The following is a 12,613-nucleotide window of genomic DNA, read 5'->3' as shown; positions in this document are numbered from 1 at the left end:
AACAATGCGTGATATTCAACTGGTGTTAGAGCGGTGGGGCGTCTGGGCGGCCAGTGGCGAGAACAGCGAGGTTGACTGGTCGCCCATAGCTGGTGGCTTTAAGGGATTATTCCCTTCTGAGGGTAAATCCAGGCTATCGTGCTGTGATAATGACGGCATGATTATTGACACGGCGGTGGGCATGCTTGGTAAGGTTAACCGGGTGGATGAAATGGAGTTAATCGGACTCCATTACATGTACAACGCCTCAAAGTCTTGCATTGCCCGCTGGCGTAAGTGCTCAGAGGGTAAAATCCGGCAGGAAATCATGATTGCCGAAACATTCATTGATGCCTGCATTATCATGACTGGTGCCCACCTGGAGATGGATGAATGGACGGGAAAATAAAAAGTGCGAAAGTTGCTTAAAAGAGTATTCGTTACGAATTTTAGCTATTATCATGCTAAGAGTGGTTACTCAGTCACGTAGCTTATACAATCTCAAGACTTCGCTTCGGCGGGGCTCTTTTGTCTTACATCACGGAAATATTTCTCAATAGGTGATAATTTTGCTGATCCGAAATGATGCAAATTGGGAAAGCAGTATGAATATTACCTATGAAGATATTTGCAAACAGCGACAAAATCTTGATGAGAAGCGCCAAGAAAGAAAGGCTAAACTGCAAAGAGATGCTGGTGTTTTGCTGGCTTCTTATCAAAATTCCCTCAGCCTAGAAAAACCTTTTTGGGTTGACTCTAGGGGGCAAGAGCGACCTATAGTGTCAACTGTATATTTGAATGAAAAAAATTTATTTGAACAACAGTCATTTGCAGCGCTAAGGCTAGATGAAAATAATCGCATAACTTTCTGCATTAGCACCGTTGTACACCCAGGTCCTAACCGAGGCGATTATTATCTCGTTACTGTGGCGATGTGGTATGAGGAAGGAATATTGCGGGTAGTTCTAAATGAGGGTGAAAGCGATATTGCGGTTACCAATCCCGAAAAAGAAGACAGTTTTTTAGAAGTAAATAATGTAATTAAACTACTCATCATGAGTAGCTTCATAGATCCTCGCTTGGACTAAAATAACTATTATTTTTGCAAGGCTGCCAAATCGGCGGCCTTTTTTTATTTCAGTCCGTAGCGCAGTTGGTAGCGTAGGAGCCTTGGATGCTTCGGGTCGCAGGTTCGAATCCTGCCGGACTGACCACTTTCGTCTCCCTGCTAAATTTGACGTACAAACCCTCATCCGCGCGCCTACGGCAGCGGAGACGAACCCCTATTAACTCAAAGCGCCAACCGCCAATACCGGGAGGTGGGAAATGTATCGCATGGATCAACGTTCAGATATAGCGACCCACGGCGGGGCGCTGCTTGCAATTCTATCCAGTGCATTAGGCATGACAACACTTGAGCTTTTTTACCTTGTCATCGCCATTATCGGTGCTGTGATTTCGCTGCTTGGATACCTCGACAAACGAAAGAATTTGGCCTTGGGCAGAAAGCTGGCTGAAGAGAGCGATATGGCCAATAGGAAAATTGCCCAGGACAGACTGGCATTCGATCGCGAGAGAACAAAGGCCATCATCACATTCCTGAAAGACTCTCCCGATCACGATGTCCGCCAGGCGCGGGAAGTGGTCCAGAAGGTCAATGAAGTTTTGAAAGACACGGAGCTTGAATAATGGCGATGTCGTCTGGACTGAAAAAGAAAATCATCACGGCCATACCAGCCGGCGCCCTGGCTATTGCGATGGCGATGCTGGGCGGTGGCGGTGATAGCCTGGAGGGGCGAGTTTATACCCCTTATCAGGATGTCGTTGGTGTCTGGACTGTCTGTGATGGTCACACCGGCCCCGACATCATCAAGGGCAAGCGGTACACGGACAAAGAGTGCGATACGCTGCTGGAGAAGGATTTAGCCCCAGCAAAAAAAACTGTGGATTCAGCTGTGAAGGTGCCGATCAAAGAAACTACCCGTGCTGCCCTGTACTCATTCGTTTACAACTGCGGAGCTACGGCGTTCCGCAACTCTTCGTTATTGCGCAAACTGAATGCCGGTGACCGTGCTGGCGCCTGTGCAGATTTACGTAAGTGGATATATGCCGGCGGAAAAGCCTGGCGCGGGCTGATGAACAGGCGCGAGGTTGAAACCGAGGTCTGTACCTGGGGTGGCGTATGAGCTGGTTCAAAGCTAAATGGAAGCTGATCTCCGTCGTTACCCTGGTGCTGATTATTGCCGCGCTAGCCGCGGCTATAAAGATTCAAGCGTCAGCCAAGGCTCTGCTGGAAAAAGACAATGCCACGCTGATAAGCGAGCGAGACCAAGCGCAATCTATCTTCAAGAACTATCAAGCCGCCATTCTGCTGTTCAACGATATTGCCAAGGCAACCCAAGATGAAAAAGAGCAAGCCAAACGTGATAGCGAGACCCGGATTGTGTACATCCGCGAGGCGCTCAAGGGTGATGCCTGCGCCGCTCAGCCTGTCCCTGATGCTGCTATTAAGCAGTTGCGTGACCACGCAAATAAAGTACGTGCCGGCTAAACCAGCACCAATACCGGCTGAACTCACTGAGGATTGCCCGGCGCCGGCAGTGCCTGATCCTATGACATATGGTGACAGCCTTGTGCTGAATGAGCAGCTTTATACCGTTGTGGAGAACTGCAACAAGGACAAGGCGGCTATTCGCAAGATTGAGCAGGAACGGCAAAAATAGTCACCGCAAGAGCTCCTACCTTTCAAAGATGCTCTGACGGTGGTTGCAATCATTTGTGCAGTGAAATATCGAAAAAGTAGAATGGATGTATTATCATGATAATGATTCTCATTAACGGGATGTGATCATGATTAAACCATTATTTATCATAGCCATTCTACTTGTTACTGCTTGTTCGACGCCAAATAGTAATCCAATAGCACCGAAGCAATTGGTAAAGTCTGCCCCTGCTTACCCAGCTTACGCAGCTGCTAATCGAATCGATGGGTATGTTGACATCGAGTATGATATTGGACCTGACGGAAAAGTAAGTGAATTGAGGTTGATTGACTCAAAACCACAGTATTTATTTGATGATACTGTGGTAATTGCAGTATCCAAGTGGCGTTTTGAGACGGGCAAACCTTATCACAACCTGAAAAAAAGATTTAAGTTTCACGTGACTGAAAAAATTTAAGTCCTTAAGTCTCAAAAGATGACCGCTTACGGGCGGTTTTTTATTGCCATCACAAAAGCCATTACAGAGCTCCTACACGTGGACGCACTGTAATGACAATGGAAAAATATATTACTTGGTAGCGACGCTAGACTTAAATTTTGGCAATCATTAATTACAAATGATGTATCTTGGTTTTTATTTCTGAAAAATTTGGCAAATGAGGCTAATAATAGTGGAGATTTCGGCCGTCCTCGTTAACCACTGAGTAAAACCAATTCTCTTTAGCGCCCGTTCCTTCTTTTCCATTGGAGATTTAAGTATTGGTGCTAACTCTTGGAAAGCTCTTTGTAATTCACAATCAGGAGTTTCAGGTTTTAATCCTGCGGCGATCAAAGCATCCCTCTCTCCTTGAATAAATATTCCGTAACGACCGTTATTATTAGTTGTATTATTTGTGATGGTGATGTCTCTTTTTTGTGAACCAATATGGATGCCATCTACACCATTATTTGAAGCGTTGTTATTATCAATTATTAATGTCATTTTCTTACCTTTTTTATAAGATCGTACTCTTTTCGTGATTAGAGTTTGAAGAGTCTTGATAAATGTAACATCTCATCGATTTAAACGTAACATAAGTGGAACTGGGAAAATATTGATTTACATCACAAAAAATACATTACAGAGCGCCTATACGTGGACGCTCGATAATGCGCAAGCAAAGCCATCTTCAACTCCTTTCAGCCCGCCCTGGGCATGGCTGCTGGTGGCTTTTTATATTTCAAGGTCCAATTGAAAACGGCTTGCCTCAACGGCAGCATGAAAAACTGAAGGCATATATTGATCTAATAAAAACACATCCATTACGATATAAGAGTATGGGTATCCCCTGTCTTTTAATGATATTGTTTCATCGTCATACAAATTAAAAGGAAACGATGAGCATGAAGAAAATGATTATCCCTTTGATTTTTCTCGCTGTATCTGGATGTGCAACTGTAGGTAACGATATTTCTTCAACCGAAGTGCAAAAGATTCAGAAAGGTGTGACTACAGAGCAATCACTTATCAGTATGTTTGGCCAGCCCTCCGCTACTACAATAGACTCGGAAGGGAACAAGATTCTCCTATGGAGCTATGGCCACGCTGTAGCTTTTGGCCCGGCCGTTGGTAAGTCGCTTTCGGTTAAATTAAATCATGATGGCGTTGTCGAAAGTTATTCGTCAGCTCTGCCAAACCCGCAGCCAGTGAAGATGTATCAATAGTTAATTTTGTATATTCATATGCCAGATTGTAAGCCATTATTTCCATAAATATCAAACGATAATAAGAATCATGTGCAAAATGAAGGGTATATGCATACAAATGATAATCATTATCATTTTGGTGGGTCCTCCCGAGGGGGGAACCTGCCACGGGGCGTCGGACTCGCGGAAAACGGCTAGTTTTCATGATCTAGGGTCATCATCATCATCTGTGTAGGTTATTGATTTTTAGTAACCTGTTTTATAAAGATGTCGAATTGTACAAATTCTGTTCATCATCATGGGCCAGCTATGGACCAAGAACTCGCGTCATTCAAACTTAACATTAACCAACTGGCTGGCATCACTGGGGTGCATCGTCAAACGGTCGCCACGCGCTTAAAAAATGTCGCTCCAGCGGTTGGCAGTAATACCAAACTCAAGCTGTATGCGGTTACCGATATTCTTGCTGAATTGATGATACCTACGATTTCAGCCGACCTTAGCGAAATGGACCCTCCGAACCGCCTCGCGCATTGGAAAGCTGAAAATGAGCGGATCAAATTTGAACAGGATACCGGGCAACTGATCCCAGCGGCGGATGTCGCGCGGGAATTCTCTTTGATGGCAAAAGCGGTTGTTCAGGTCCTTGAGACGCTACCTGATGTGCTAGAGCGTGATTACGCATTAACAGCGGCGGCAGTCGTCAGGGTCCAAACGATCATAGACGACCTGCGCGATCAAATAGCATTGCGGGTTATAGAAACCAACGCAGAGGAGGGTAGGTCTGTGCCTGAGGAGGATTGATGGCAAAACGGGCATCAGCACGGGGCATTCGTGGCGATGTGGCCGGCATTTATCGCGCCCCAAAAAGGATGCTGGTAGCCGATGCGGTCAATCAATATATGCGCGTACCGGTAGGGGCTGGTAACTCAGTTCCTTGGGACCCATCACTGACACCTTATATCGTGGAGCCGATGAACTGCCTGGCATCACGTGAATATGATGCTGTTGTTTTTGTCGGCCCTTCACGAACGGGTAAAACGATTGGTTTGATCGATGGATGGGTGGTTTACAACGTTGTTTGTGATCCTTCCGACATGCTGATCGTTCAGATGACTGAAGAGAAGGCACGCGAGCATTCTAAAAAGCGTCTCGACCGAACATTCCGTTGTAGCCCGGAAGTCGCACAAAGGCTGAGCCCGCGTCGTAATGACAATAACGTCCATGACAAGACATTTCGTGCCGGAAATTATCTAAAGATTGGCTGGCCATCGATCAATATCATGTCGTCATCCGACTATAAGTGTGTCGCGCTCACCGATTATGACCGTTTTCCCGAAGACATTGACGGGGAGGGTGATGGCTTTTCCCTTGCTTCGAAGAGGACCACCACGTTTATGTCATCCGGCATGACGCTGGTGGAGAGCTCTCCAGGACGGGATATTCGCGACACTAAATGGCGGCGTCGTTCCCCACATGAAGCTCCGCCGACTACTGGCATTTTGTCGCTTTACAACCGCGGTGACCGCAGGCGCTGGTATTGGCCTTGCCCGCATTGCGGGGAATGGTTTCAGCCAGAAATGGATGCCATGACCGGTTACCGGGATTTTCCTGATCTGGTGAAATCTAGTGAGGCCGCACATATTTCATGCCCATCCTGCGCCGGCAAAATAACTGCCGAGATGAAGCGGGAGCTAAATATAAAAGGTGTCTGGCTGCGCGAGGATCAGCGCAGTAACCAGGATGGTAATATCATTGGTGAAGGCCGGAGATCGCGTATTGCCTCTTTTTGGATGGAAGGACCCGCAGCTGCTTACCAGACTTGGACACAGCTGATTTATAAACTGCTGGCCGCTGAACAGGACTACGAGGCAACTGGAAGCGAGGAAACACTTAAAGCTGTCATCAATACAGACTGGGGGCGGCCTTACCTTTCAAGAGCAAGCTTGGTGCAGCGGCACGGTGAAATTCTCCAGGAACGGTCAGATCGCGTGCAAAAACGAGCGGTACCAGAAAATGTCCAGTTCCTGGTGGCGACTGTGGATGTGCAAGGTGGGCGCAATCGTCGATTTGTGGTTCAAATTGTCGGTTATGGTGCCCAGGGAGAGCGCTGGGTCGTTGACCGTTACAACATTCGGTATTCGGCGCGCCCGGGCCCAGACGATGAGGCATTACCTATTGATCCTGCCAGTTACCCCGAAGACTGGGACTTACTTCGCACTGATGTACTGGAAAAAACTTGGGCATTAGATGGTGACACCATTCATCGAATGGGATTACACGCGATGGCAGTGGATTCCGGTGGTGAAGATGGCGTGACAGATAATGCGTATAAATTTTGGCGCCGCTGCCGGCGCGATGGACTGAAACGTAAAGTATTCTTGTTTAAAGGCGCCAGTCAGAACTCAAACAAACTGATAACCCAGACCTGGCCGGATAATACCGGCCGCTCAAACCGCCGCGCGAAAGCTGCCGGTGATGTCCCGCTGTATCAACTTCAAACAGACCAATTAAAAGACATGGTGGACAACGCCATCTGGCGTGAAACACCCGGACCTAACTATGTCCATTTTCCCGAATGGCTGGGTAGCTGGTTTTATGACGAACTCACATATGAGGAAAGGGGACCGGACGGGAAGTGGAAAAAACCAGGGAAAGGTGCAAACGAAGCCTTTGACCTGATGGTGTATGCACATGCGTTGGTGATTTTATTAGGTTACGACAAAATCCGATGGCCGGACTGCCCCGAATGGGCATGTCGTGAAACCCATATAACTGATACTGAATTCTCTCCCCTGGTTGTGGCTCGCGTAAAAGCGTCCCAGCCCCGTAAAAAAATAGTTAAACAGAAATCCGAACCGGAAAACCCCGTTGATTCGCCGTGGGCACCGGTTAACTCATCAGGAGGCTGGGTATGAATCAAGGCGATATTGAGGCGATGATCCAGCGTTATCTGGAGGCGGAGCAGGCTGTCTTGCTGGGTAAATCCATCGTTTTTAACGGGCAGCAGATGACCATGGAAAATCTAAGCGCGATCATTACGGGTCGTAAAGAGTGGGAACGCCGTCTGGGGATTTTGAAAAATGTCCAGGCCATGCGCTCACCATGGAAATTGGCGAGGTTTCCCTGATGAGCCTGACTGATAACGTTATTGGTTTTTTTTCGCCCGGTTGGCAGGCCGCAAGAATGCGTTCTCGGCTTATGATCCATGCCTATGAGGCGGTAATACCCACGCGGACGCATAAAGCAAAGCGCGAGAACAGGAATGCAAACCAACTGAGTCAGTTTGGTGGTCGCTCATTGCGTGAGCAGGCTCGCTGGCTTGATGCTAATCATGACATTGTGATCGGGATTCTCGACAAACTGGAAGAACGTGTCGTGGGGGCAAAAGGGATTATCGTAGAGCCGCAACCACTGTTAAAAAACGGGAAGATAGCTGAAAAATTGGCTGCACAGATCCGTACGTTGTGGGGAGAGTGGTCTGTAAATCCGGACGTCACCGGCCAGTTTACCCGGCCTGTTCTGGAAAGATTAATGGCCAGGACGTGGATACGGGATGGAGAAGTGTTCGCACAATTAGTAAAAGGAAGCGCCACGGGTTTAGAGCCGGTCGCCGGCGTCCCATTCTGGCTCGAAGCGCTTGAACCCGATTTTGTCCCGATTGAAAAAACCGATCAGTCACAAAATCTCCTCCAGGGCGTGTATCTAAATACATGGGGCCGGCCTACTAAATATCTGGTCTATAAGCAATTACCGGTAATAGGCATGCTTATGGGGGATACCAAGGATATCTCGGCAGAAAATATGCTGCACCTTAAACTGACCCGGCGTCTGCACCAGGTCAGAGGCAATTCGTTATTTGCCGGCGTATTGATGCGACTAAGTGCGCTGAAAGATTATGAAGATTCGGAATTAACGGCGGCACGCATTGCTGCCGCTCTTGGGATGTACATCAAAAAAGGCGATGGGCAGTCCTACCCAGACGATCAATCACCAGCTGACCGCGAGCTCAATATCCAGCCCGGGATAATAATGGATGACCTTCAGCCGGGTGAAGACATCGGGATGATCAAGTCAGACCGACCCAATCCTAATCTTGAAAATTTCCGTAACGGTCAATTACGCGCTGTAGCTGCCGGTACCCGAGGAAGTTTCTCCAGCATTGCCAGATATTATGACGGTACCTACAGTGCTCAGCGTCAGGAGTTAGTTGAAGCCAATGAAGGATACCTAATCCTTCAGGATGCTTTTATAGCCGCGGTAAGTCGCCCGGTTTACCGGACCTGGCTGCAAATGGCAATCACGGCAGGCAAGATCAAACTGCCACAAGGCATTGATATGGACAGTCTCTTTAATGCGGTTTATTCCGGGCCTGTGATGCCATGGATCGACCCTGTCAAAGAGGCGACTTCGTGGAAAATTTTGCTCCGAGGTGGCGCAGCTACCGAGAGCGATTGGGTTAGGGCCCGGGGAGCTAATCCGGATGACGTGAAACGGCGCCGCGCCGCGGAAATTGAACAAAACCGTAAGCTGGGGCTTGTGTTTGACACCGATCCAGCCAATGACAAAGGAGGCAGCAATGCCACAGCAAAAGCCGCAGGTGCGCAACAGCGCGCAGCGGGCCCCGGTTAATCCCACCGGCTCATGGTTCCGGATTCAAGCCACTGATGACCAGTCCGCACATATTTTTATTTACGACGAAATAGGATATTGGGGAATAGGTGCTCGTCAGTTTATCAGTGATCTTGAAGCGTTGGGGCCGGTATCCCAAATTCATTTACATATCAATTCACCTGGTGGCGATGTCTTTGAAGGGATCGCCATTTTTAATGCCCTTAAGCATCATGGTGCCGCAATCATGGTTCATATCGAGGGGATTGCAGCATCCATGGCTTCGTATATCGCTATGGTTGGTGACCCTGTGATCATGCCCGAAAACACCATGATGATGATCCATAAACCCTGGGGGGTAGCGGGCGGGGATGCAAACGATATGCGGGATTACGCCGATTTACTGGACAAGGTAGAGAACAACTTGATCCCTGCGTATGCGCATAAAACCGGTAAATCACCCGAAGAAATCGCCACCATGTTGTCCGATGAAACCTGGATGTCTGGCGCGGAATGTGTGGAACTGGGTTTTGCCGATCAAGTCGCACCGTCCATGCAGGCTATGGCCTGTATTCATTCGAAACGTATTGAGGAGTTTGAAAAAATGCCGCAAAGCATGCGCAACCTGATTAAGCCGCCAAAAGCGACCGATAAGCCAGCAGGACGGTCCCCCACGACCCCGGAAAATACACTTGACGAAACAACCATCCGTGCTCAGGTAGTCGCCGAGCAAAAGGCTCGCGTGGATGGGATTAAAAATTTGTTTGCCATGTTCGGCGGCAAGCATACTGGCCTGCAAGCCGAATGCATTGCAGACGTAGAATGCTCGGTTGATATGGCCAAAGACCAATTACTCGATCTTCTCGGTAAGGAATCCACGCCAACCAACAAGAATAACCAAAATCTGCATATCAATGCCGGCAATGGTAATTTTGTAGGTGACGGTATTCGCCAGGCATTGATGGCACGAGCTGGCTTTGAAGAACGTCAGAAAGAAAATGTCTTCAACGGCATGACTCTGCGCGAATATGCCCGGATGTCACTGACCGAACGAGGCATCAGCGTGGCCGACTACAACGTAGTTCAAATGGTCGGGCTGGCTTTCTCTCACAGCACATCTGATTTCGGCAATATTTTGTTGGATGTTGCTCATAAAGCCATTTTGCAGGGGTGGGAAGAAGCCGAAGAGACCTTCTCAATTTGGACCAAAAAAGGCCAGCTTTCTGACTTTAAAACCGCCCATCGCGTCGGTCTCGGTGGTTTCCCATCTCTGCGTAAGGTACGAGAAGGCGCGGAGTACAAATATGTCACCACTTCCGACCATGGCGAACCGATCGCACTGGCCACTTACGGGGAGATTTTCTCTATTACCCGCCAGGCTATTATCAACGATGATCTTAATCTGCTAACGGATGTGCCCATGAAAATGGGGCGGGCGGCAAAAGCGACTATCGGTGATTTAGTTTATGCGGTGCTAACTGATAACCCCCAATTGTCCGATGGGAAAAATCTTTTCAGCGCCGATCATAAAAATACGTCAACCGGCGCCATTAGTGTAAACAGCTTGGATAATGCTCGGTTGCTGATGCGCAAACAAAAAGCGCCAGGTACGAATCGCGCGCTGAATATTCGACCAGCATTTATGCTGGTTCCCGTCGCACTGGAAACCCAGGCCAACCAGACAATTAAGTCGGCCAGCGTGAAAGGGGCTGATGTAAATGCCGGGATCGTAAACCCCATCCAAAACTTTGCCCAGGTGGTTGCGGAAGCTCGTTTGGATGACCAAAGCGCTACCGCATGGTATCTGGCTGCAGCAGCAGGGTCTGACACCATAGAAGTTGCCTATCTAAACGGCGTCGATGAGCCCTACATTGATCAGCAGGAAGGTTTCACTACCGATGGTATTGCCACAAAGGTGCGCATAGATGCCGGAGTTGCCCCCCTAGATTACCGCGGTTTGGTCAAATCGACCGGAGCGTAACCCCTCATCTAAAACTTCGTGGCCCGTAAGGGTTTTTTTTATATCAAAAACCAGGCTTCTTGGGAGGCCTGTGGAGAACATCATGGCAAAAAATTACGTTCAGGATGGCAAGACTATAACCATAACCGCTCTATCGGATATCGCCAGCGGTGATGTGGTCGTGGTTGGCGGTATTGTGGCGGTGGCCATTACTGATATTGCCGAGGGTGAGACTGGAGACGGTTTTGCCGAAGGCGTTTTCAAGCTACCTAAATTGACTGCCGACGTTATAGCCACCGGTTCGCGAGTGCATTTTAAGGATGACGTGCTCCAGCTGGATGCGACTGACGCTATCGCTGCCGGTGTCGCTTGGGAGACGGCCGGCGCGGGCGTAACGTCGATCGCCGTAAAAATTAATGGCTAATGCCTTTGAGTTGATGGCGGCCAGGATGGATGCCATTACCCGGGAGCGTTTCGGTAAATTGGTGGTGATAAACAACGAGGATTATATCGCTGTTGAAAGCCATTTTATTACTGAACTCGGTCCGTTGGCAGGGGATGGTATATCGTTGGTGGTGTTTGATGCAGATTATCAGCCCCATCGAAACGACACCGTAGTTTTTAATGGGGGCAGTTATATCGTTACCCGCCATCAGCCCTTCAACGGAAAACCACAAATCTGGATTGAGGGGGCTGACGTTGACAATTAAAGGTCTTGATCAGGTAATTAATAGCCTGAACAACATTAGCAAAACAGCGGTGCCGCGGGCGACCGCACAATCCATCAACCGTATCGCAGGCCGCGCCATTAGTCGCAGCGCGTCCCGCGTATCAAAGGAAACCCGGGTAAAACGTAAACTCGTTAACCAGCGGGCGCGTCTCAAACGTGCGAGCCCCCGCCGTACTCTGGCGACAATCAGGGTAAATCGTGGCGACCTGCCGGCTATCAAGCTGGGTCCGGTACGTATGCAATTATCACGGCGTAAGCGTGACCAGAGCGGAACAGGAAGCGTTCTTCGAGTGGGTAATTTCTCATTTCCCGGAGCGTTCGTGCAGCAATTGAACAATGGGCGCTGGCATGTTCTGCGTCGTACGGCGAAAGCCCGTTATCCGATCGAGGTGGTAAAAATCCCTTTAGCCATTCCGCTGACGCTGGCATTCAAGGAAGAATTGCCAAAATTGATGGAGTCGGACATGCCGAAGGAAATGATTGCCTCTCTGAAAAACCAGATAAGGCTGTTAATAAAATGAAGCATCCGCTTATACGTGCCGCGGTACTGGGCAAGCTCAGGCAGTCTGTAACCCTGCCAAAAGTGACTTGGTATGACGGGCGCCCCGGATTTATTTCACCCGAAGATCTGCCCGCAGTGGCTGTGTATCTTACTGACGCAAAGGCAACCGGTGAATCTATTGATGAAGAGGAGTGGCGCGCTGTACTCCATATCGAAGTCTTTCTTAAGGCTACGGCCACCGATAGCGAGCTGGATAAATGGATGGAGCAGCGGATTTACCCAGCGATGGAAGATGTGCCGGTGCTAGCTGAATTGCTCGAAACCATAAGCGTTGAGGGCTATGACTATCAGCGCGACGACGAATCAACAACATGGGGATCTGCCGATCTCCAATATTCCCTGAACTATATTATGTGAGGACA

17 protein-coding genes and 1 tRNA gene are annotated in these 12,613 nt (G+C 48.8%); 17 read left to right on the top strand and 1 reads right to left on the bottom strand.

Going from position 1 to position 12,613, the window contains the following annotated elements; translation table 11 throughout:
- Positions 1 to 4 precede the first annotated feature (4 nt).
- From ACL2XP_RS17990 to ACL2XP_RS17960, 7 genes are all read left to right on the top strand, one after another.
- Positions 5 to 388, top strand: coding sequence for an antiterminator Q family protein (locus ACL2XP_RS17990; RefSeq protein ID WP_413734360.1), 384 nt, complete (start codon positions 5 to 7; stop codon positions 386 to 388).
- A 196-nt stretch (positions 389 to 584) separates the two neighbouring features.
- Positions 585 to 1,067, top strand: coding sequence for a hypothetical protein (locus ACL2XP_RS17985; RefSeq protein WP_413734359.1), 483 nt, complete (start codon positions 585 to 587; stop codon positions 1,065 to 1,067).
- Between the two features lie 50 nt (positions 1,068 to 1,117).
- A tRNA-Pro gene (locus ACL2XP_RS17980) sits at positions 1,118 to 1,193 on the top strand.
- Positions 1,194 to 1,314: 121 nt separating this feature from the next.
- Positions 1,315 to 1,668: a hypothetical protein gene (locus ACL2XP_RS17975; RefSeq protein ID WP_413734357.1), complete on the top strand. Its 354-nt coding sequence runs from the start codon at positions 1,315 to 1,317 to the stop codon at positions 1,666 to 1,668.
- Complete coding sequence (locus ACL2XP_RS17970; RefSeq protein WP_413734356.1) at positions 1,668 to 2,165, top strand: lysozyme; 498 nt, start codon at positions 1,668 to 1,670, stop codon at positions 2,163 to 2,165. The genes ACL2XP_RS17975 and ACL2XP_RS17970 overlap by 1 nt, the downstream gene beginning before the upstream one ends.
- Positions 2,162 to 2,530, top strand: a complete 369-nt coding sequence (locus tag ACL2XP_RS17965) for a hypothetical protein (RefSeq protein ID WP_413734354.1) — start codon at positions 2,162 to 2,164, stop codon at positions 2,528 to 2,530. Before ACL2XP_RS17970 ends, ACL2XP_RS17965 begins: the two co-directional genes overlap by 4 nt.
- 299 nt (positions 2,531 to 2,829) lie before the next feature.
- Positions 2,830 to 3,159: a TonB family protein gene (locus ACL2XP_RS17960; RefSeq protein WP_413734352.1), complete on the top strand. Its 330-nt coding sequence runs from the start codon at positions 2,830 to 2,832 to the stop codon at positions 3,157 to 3,159.
- Between the two features lie 177 nt (positions 3,160 to 3,336).
- Here the strand turns inward: ACL2XP_RS17960 and ACL2XP_RS17955 are convergent, their stop codons facing one another.
- Entirely contained in the window at positions 3,337 to 3,684 is a 348-nt protein-coding gene (locus ACL2XP_RS17955; protein WP_413734351.1) for a right-handed parallel beta-helix repeat-containing protein, read from the bottom strand.
- A 401-nt stretch (positions 3,685 to 4,085) separates the two neighbouring features.
- On the opposite strand from ACL2XP_RS17955, the gene ACL2XP_RS17950 reads away from it, so the two are divergent.
- From ACL2XP_RS17950 to gpU, 10 genes are all read left to right on the top strand, one after another.
- Entirely contained in the window at positions 4,086 to 4,406 is a 321-nt protein-coding gene (locus tag ACL2XP_RS17950; RefSeq protein ID WP_413734349.1) for a hypothetical protein, read from the top strand.
- 291 nt (positions 4,407 to 4,697) lie between these two features.
- A complete protein-coding gene (locus tag ACL2XP_RS17945; RefSeq protein WP_413734347.1) occupies positions 4,698 to 5,192 on the top strand; it encodes a DUF1441 family protein in 495 nt (164 codons plus the stop codon).
- Complete coding sequence (locus ACL2XP_RS17940) at positions 5,192 to 7,306, top strand: phage terminase large subunit family protein (RefSeq protein ID WP_413734346.1); 2,115 nt, start codon at positions 5,192 to 5,194, stop codon at positions 7,304 to 7,306. Before ACL2XP_RS17945 ends, ACL2XP_RS17940 begins: the two co-directional genes overlap by 1 nt.
- Positions 7,303 to 7,518, top strand: a complete 216-nt coding sequence (locus ACL2XP_RS17935; protein WP_413734344.1) for a hypothetical protein — start codon at positions 7,303 to 7,305, stop codon at positions 7,516 to 7,518. Before ACL2XP_RS17940 ends, ACL2XP_RS17935 begins: the two co-directional genes overlap by 4 nt.
- Positions 7,518 to 9,020, top strand: coding sequence for a phage portal protein (locus tag ACL2XP_RS17930; protein ID WP_413734342.1), 1,503 nt, complete (start codon positions 7,518 to 7,520; stop codon positions 9,018 to 9,020). Before ACL2XP_RS17935 ends, ACL2XP_RS17930 begins: the two co-directional genes overlap by 1 nt.
- Complete coding sequence (locus tag ACL2XP_RS17925; RefSeq protein ID WP_413734341.1) at positions 8,968 to 10,980, top strand: ClpP-like prohead protease/major capsid protein fusion protein; 2,013 nt, start codon at positions 8,968 to 8,970, stop codon at positions 10,978 to 10,980. The genes ACL2XP_RS17930 and ACL2XP_RS17925 overlap by 53 nt, the downstream gene beginning before the upstream one ends.
- 82 nt (positions 10,981 to 11,062) lie before the next feature.
- The gene (locus ACL2XP_RS17920) at positions 11,063 to 11,383 is read left to right on the top strand and encodes a DUF2190 family protein (RefSeq protein ID WP_413734339.1); all 321 of its coding nucleotides are present in this window, start codon (positions 11,063 to 11,065) and stop codon (positions 11,381 to 11,383) included.
- A complete protein-coding gene (locus ACL2XP_RS17915) occupies positions 11,376 to 11,669 on the top strand; it encodes a DNA breaking-rejoining protein (RefSeq protein WP_413734337.1) in 294 nt (97 codons plus the stop codon). Before ACL2XP_RS17920 ends, ACL2XP_RS17915 begins: the two co-directional genes overlap by 8 nt.
- Positions 11,659 to 12,210, top strand: a complete 552-nt coding sequence (locus ACL2XP_RS17910; RefSeq protein WP_413734336.1) for a phage tail protein — start codon at positions 11,659 to 11,661, stop codon at positions 12,208 to 12,210. The genes ACL2XP_RS17915 and ACL2XP_RS17910 overlap by 11 nt, the downstream gene beginning before the upstream one ends.
- Positions 12,207 to 12,608 carry a phage tail terminator protein gene (gpU, locus tag ACL2XP_RS17905; protein WP_413734334.1) on the top strand — a complete coding sequence of 134 codons (402 nt, stop codon included), beginning with the start codon at positions 12,207 to 12,209 and terminating at the stop codon, positions 12,606 to 12,608. The genes ACL2XP_RS17910 and gpU overlap by 4 nt, the downstream gene beginning before the upstream one ends.
- Positions 12,609 to 12,613 lie beyond the last annotated feature (5 nt).

Source organism: Sodalis sp. RH21 (genome assembly GCF_047324175.1).
Lineage (GTDB): Bacteria > Pseudomonadota > Gammaproteobacteria > Enterobacterales > Enterobacteriaceae > Acerihabitans.
The sequence above is the reverse complement of the archived record's forward strand: the minus strand, read 5'-3'. Positions and strand labels throughout refer to the sequence as shown.

Bases quoted from the DNA above. Each gene is read 5' to 3' on its own strand.
- ACL2XP_RS17970 (WP_413734356.1), top strand. From the start codon at position 1,668: ATGGCGATGTCGTCTGGACTGAAAAAGAAAATCATCACGGCCATACCA.
- ACL2XP_RS17920 (WP_413734339.1), top strand. From the start codon at position 11,063: ATGGCAAAAAATTACGTTCAGGATGGCAAGACTATAACCATAACCGCT.
- ACL2XP_RS17985 (WP_413734359.1), top strand. From the start codon at position 585: ATGAATATTACCTATGAAGATATTTGCAAACAGCGACAAAATCTTGAT.
- ACL2XP_RS17915 (WP_413734337.1), top strand. From the start codon at position 11,376: ATGGCTAATGCCTTTGAGTTGATGGCGGCCAGGATGGATGCCATTACC.
- ACL2XP_RS17960 (WP_413734352.1), top strand. From the start codon at position 2,830: ATGATTAAACCATTATTTATCATAGCCATTCTACTTGTTACTGCTTGT.
- ACL2XP_RS17990 (WP_413734360.1), top strand. From the start codon at position 5: ATGCGTGATATTCAACTGGTGTTAGAGCGGTGGGGCGTCTGGGCGGCC.
- ACL2XP_RS17965 (WP_413734354.1), top strand. From the start codon at position 2,162: ATGAGCTGGTTCAAAGCTAAATGGAAGCTGATCTCCGTCGTTACCCTG.
- ACL2XP_RS17935 (WP_413734344.1), top strand. From the start codon at position 7,303: ATGAATCAAGGCGATATTGAGGCGATGATCCAGCGTTATCTGGAGGCG.
- ACL2XP_RS17945 (WP_413734347.1), top strand. From the start codon at position 4,698: ATGGACCAAGAACTCGCGTCATTCAAACTTAACATTAACCAACTGGCT.
- ACL2XP_RS17940 (WP_413734346.1), top strand. From the start codon at position 5,192: ATGGCAAAACGGGCATCAGCACGGGGCATTCGTGGCGATGTGGCCGGC.
- gpU (WP_413734334.1), top strand. From the start codon at position 12,207: ATGAAGCATCCGCTTATACGTGCCGCGGTACTGGGCAAGCTCAGGCAG.
- ACL2XP_RS17955 (WP_413734351.1), bottom strand. From the start codon at position 3,684: ATGACATTAATAATTGATAATAACAACGCTTCAAATAATGGTGTAGAT.
- ACL2XP_RS17950 (WP_413734349.1), top strand. From the start codon at position 4,086: ATGAAGAAAATGATTATCCCTTTGATTTTTCTCGCTGTATCTGGATGT.
- ACL2XP_RS17925 (WP_413734341.1), top strand. From the start codon at position 8,968: ATGCCACAGCAAAAGCCGCAGGTGCGCAACAGCGCGCAGCGGGCCCCG.
- ACL2XP_RS17930 (WP_413734342.1), top strand. From the start codon at position 7,518: ATGAGCCTGACTGATAACGTTATTGGTTTTTTTTCGCCCGGTTGGCAG.
- ACL2XP_RS17975 (WP_413734357.1), top strand. From the start codon at position 1,315: ATGGATCAACGTTCAGATATAGCGACCCACGGCGGGGCGCTGCTTGCA.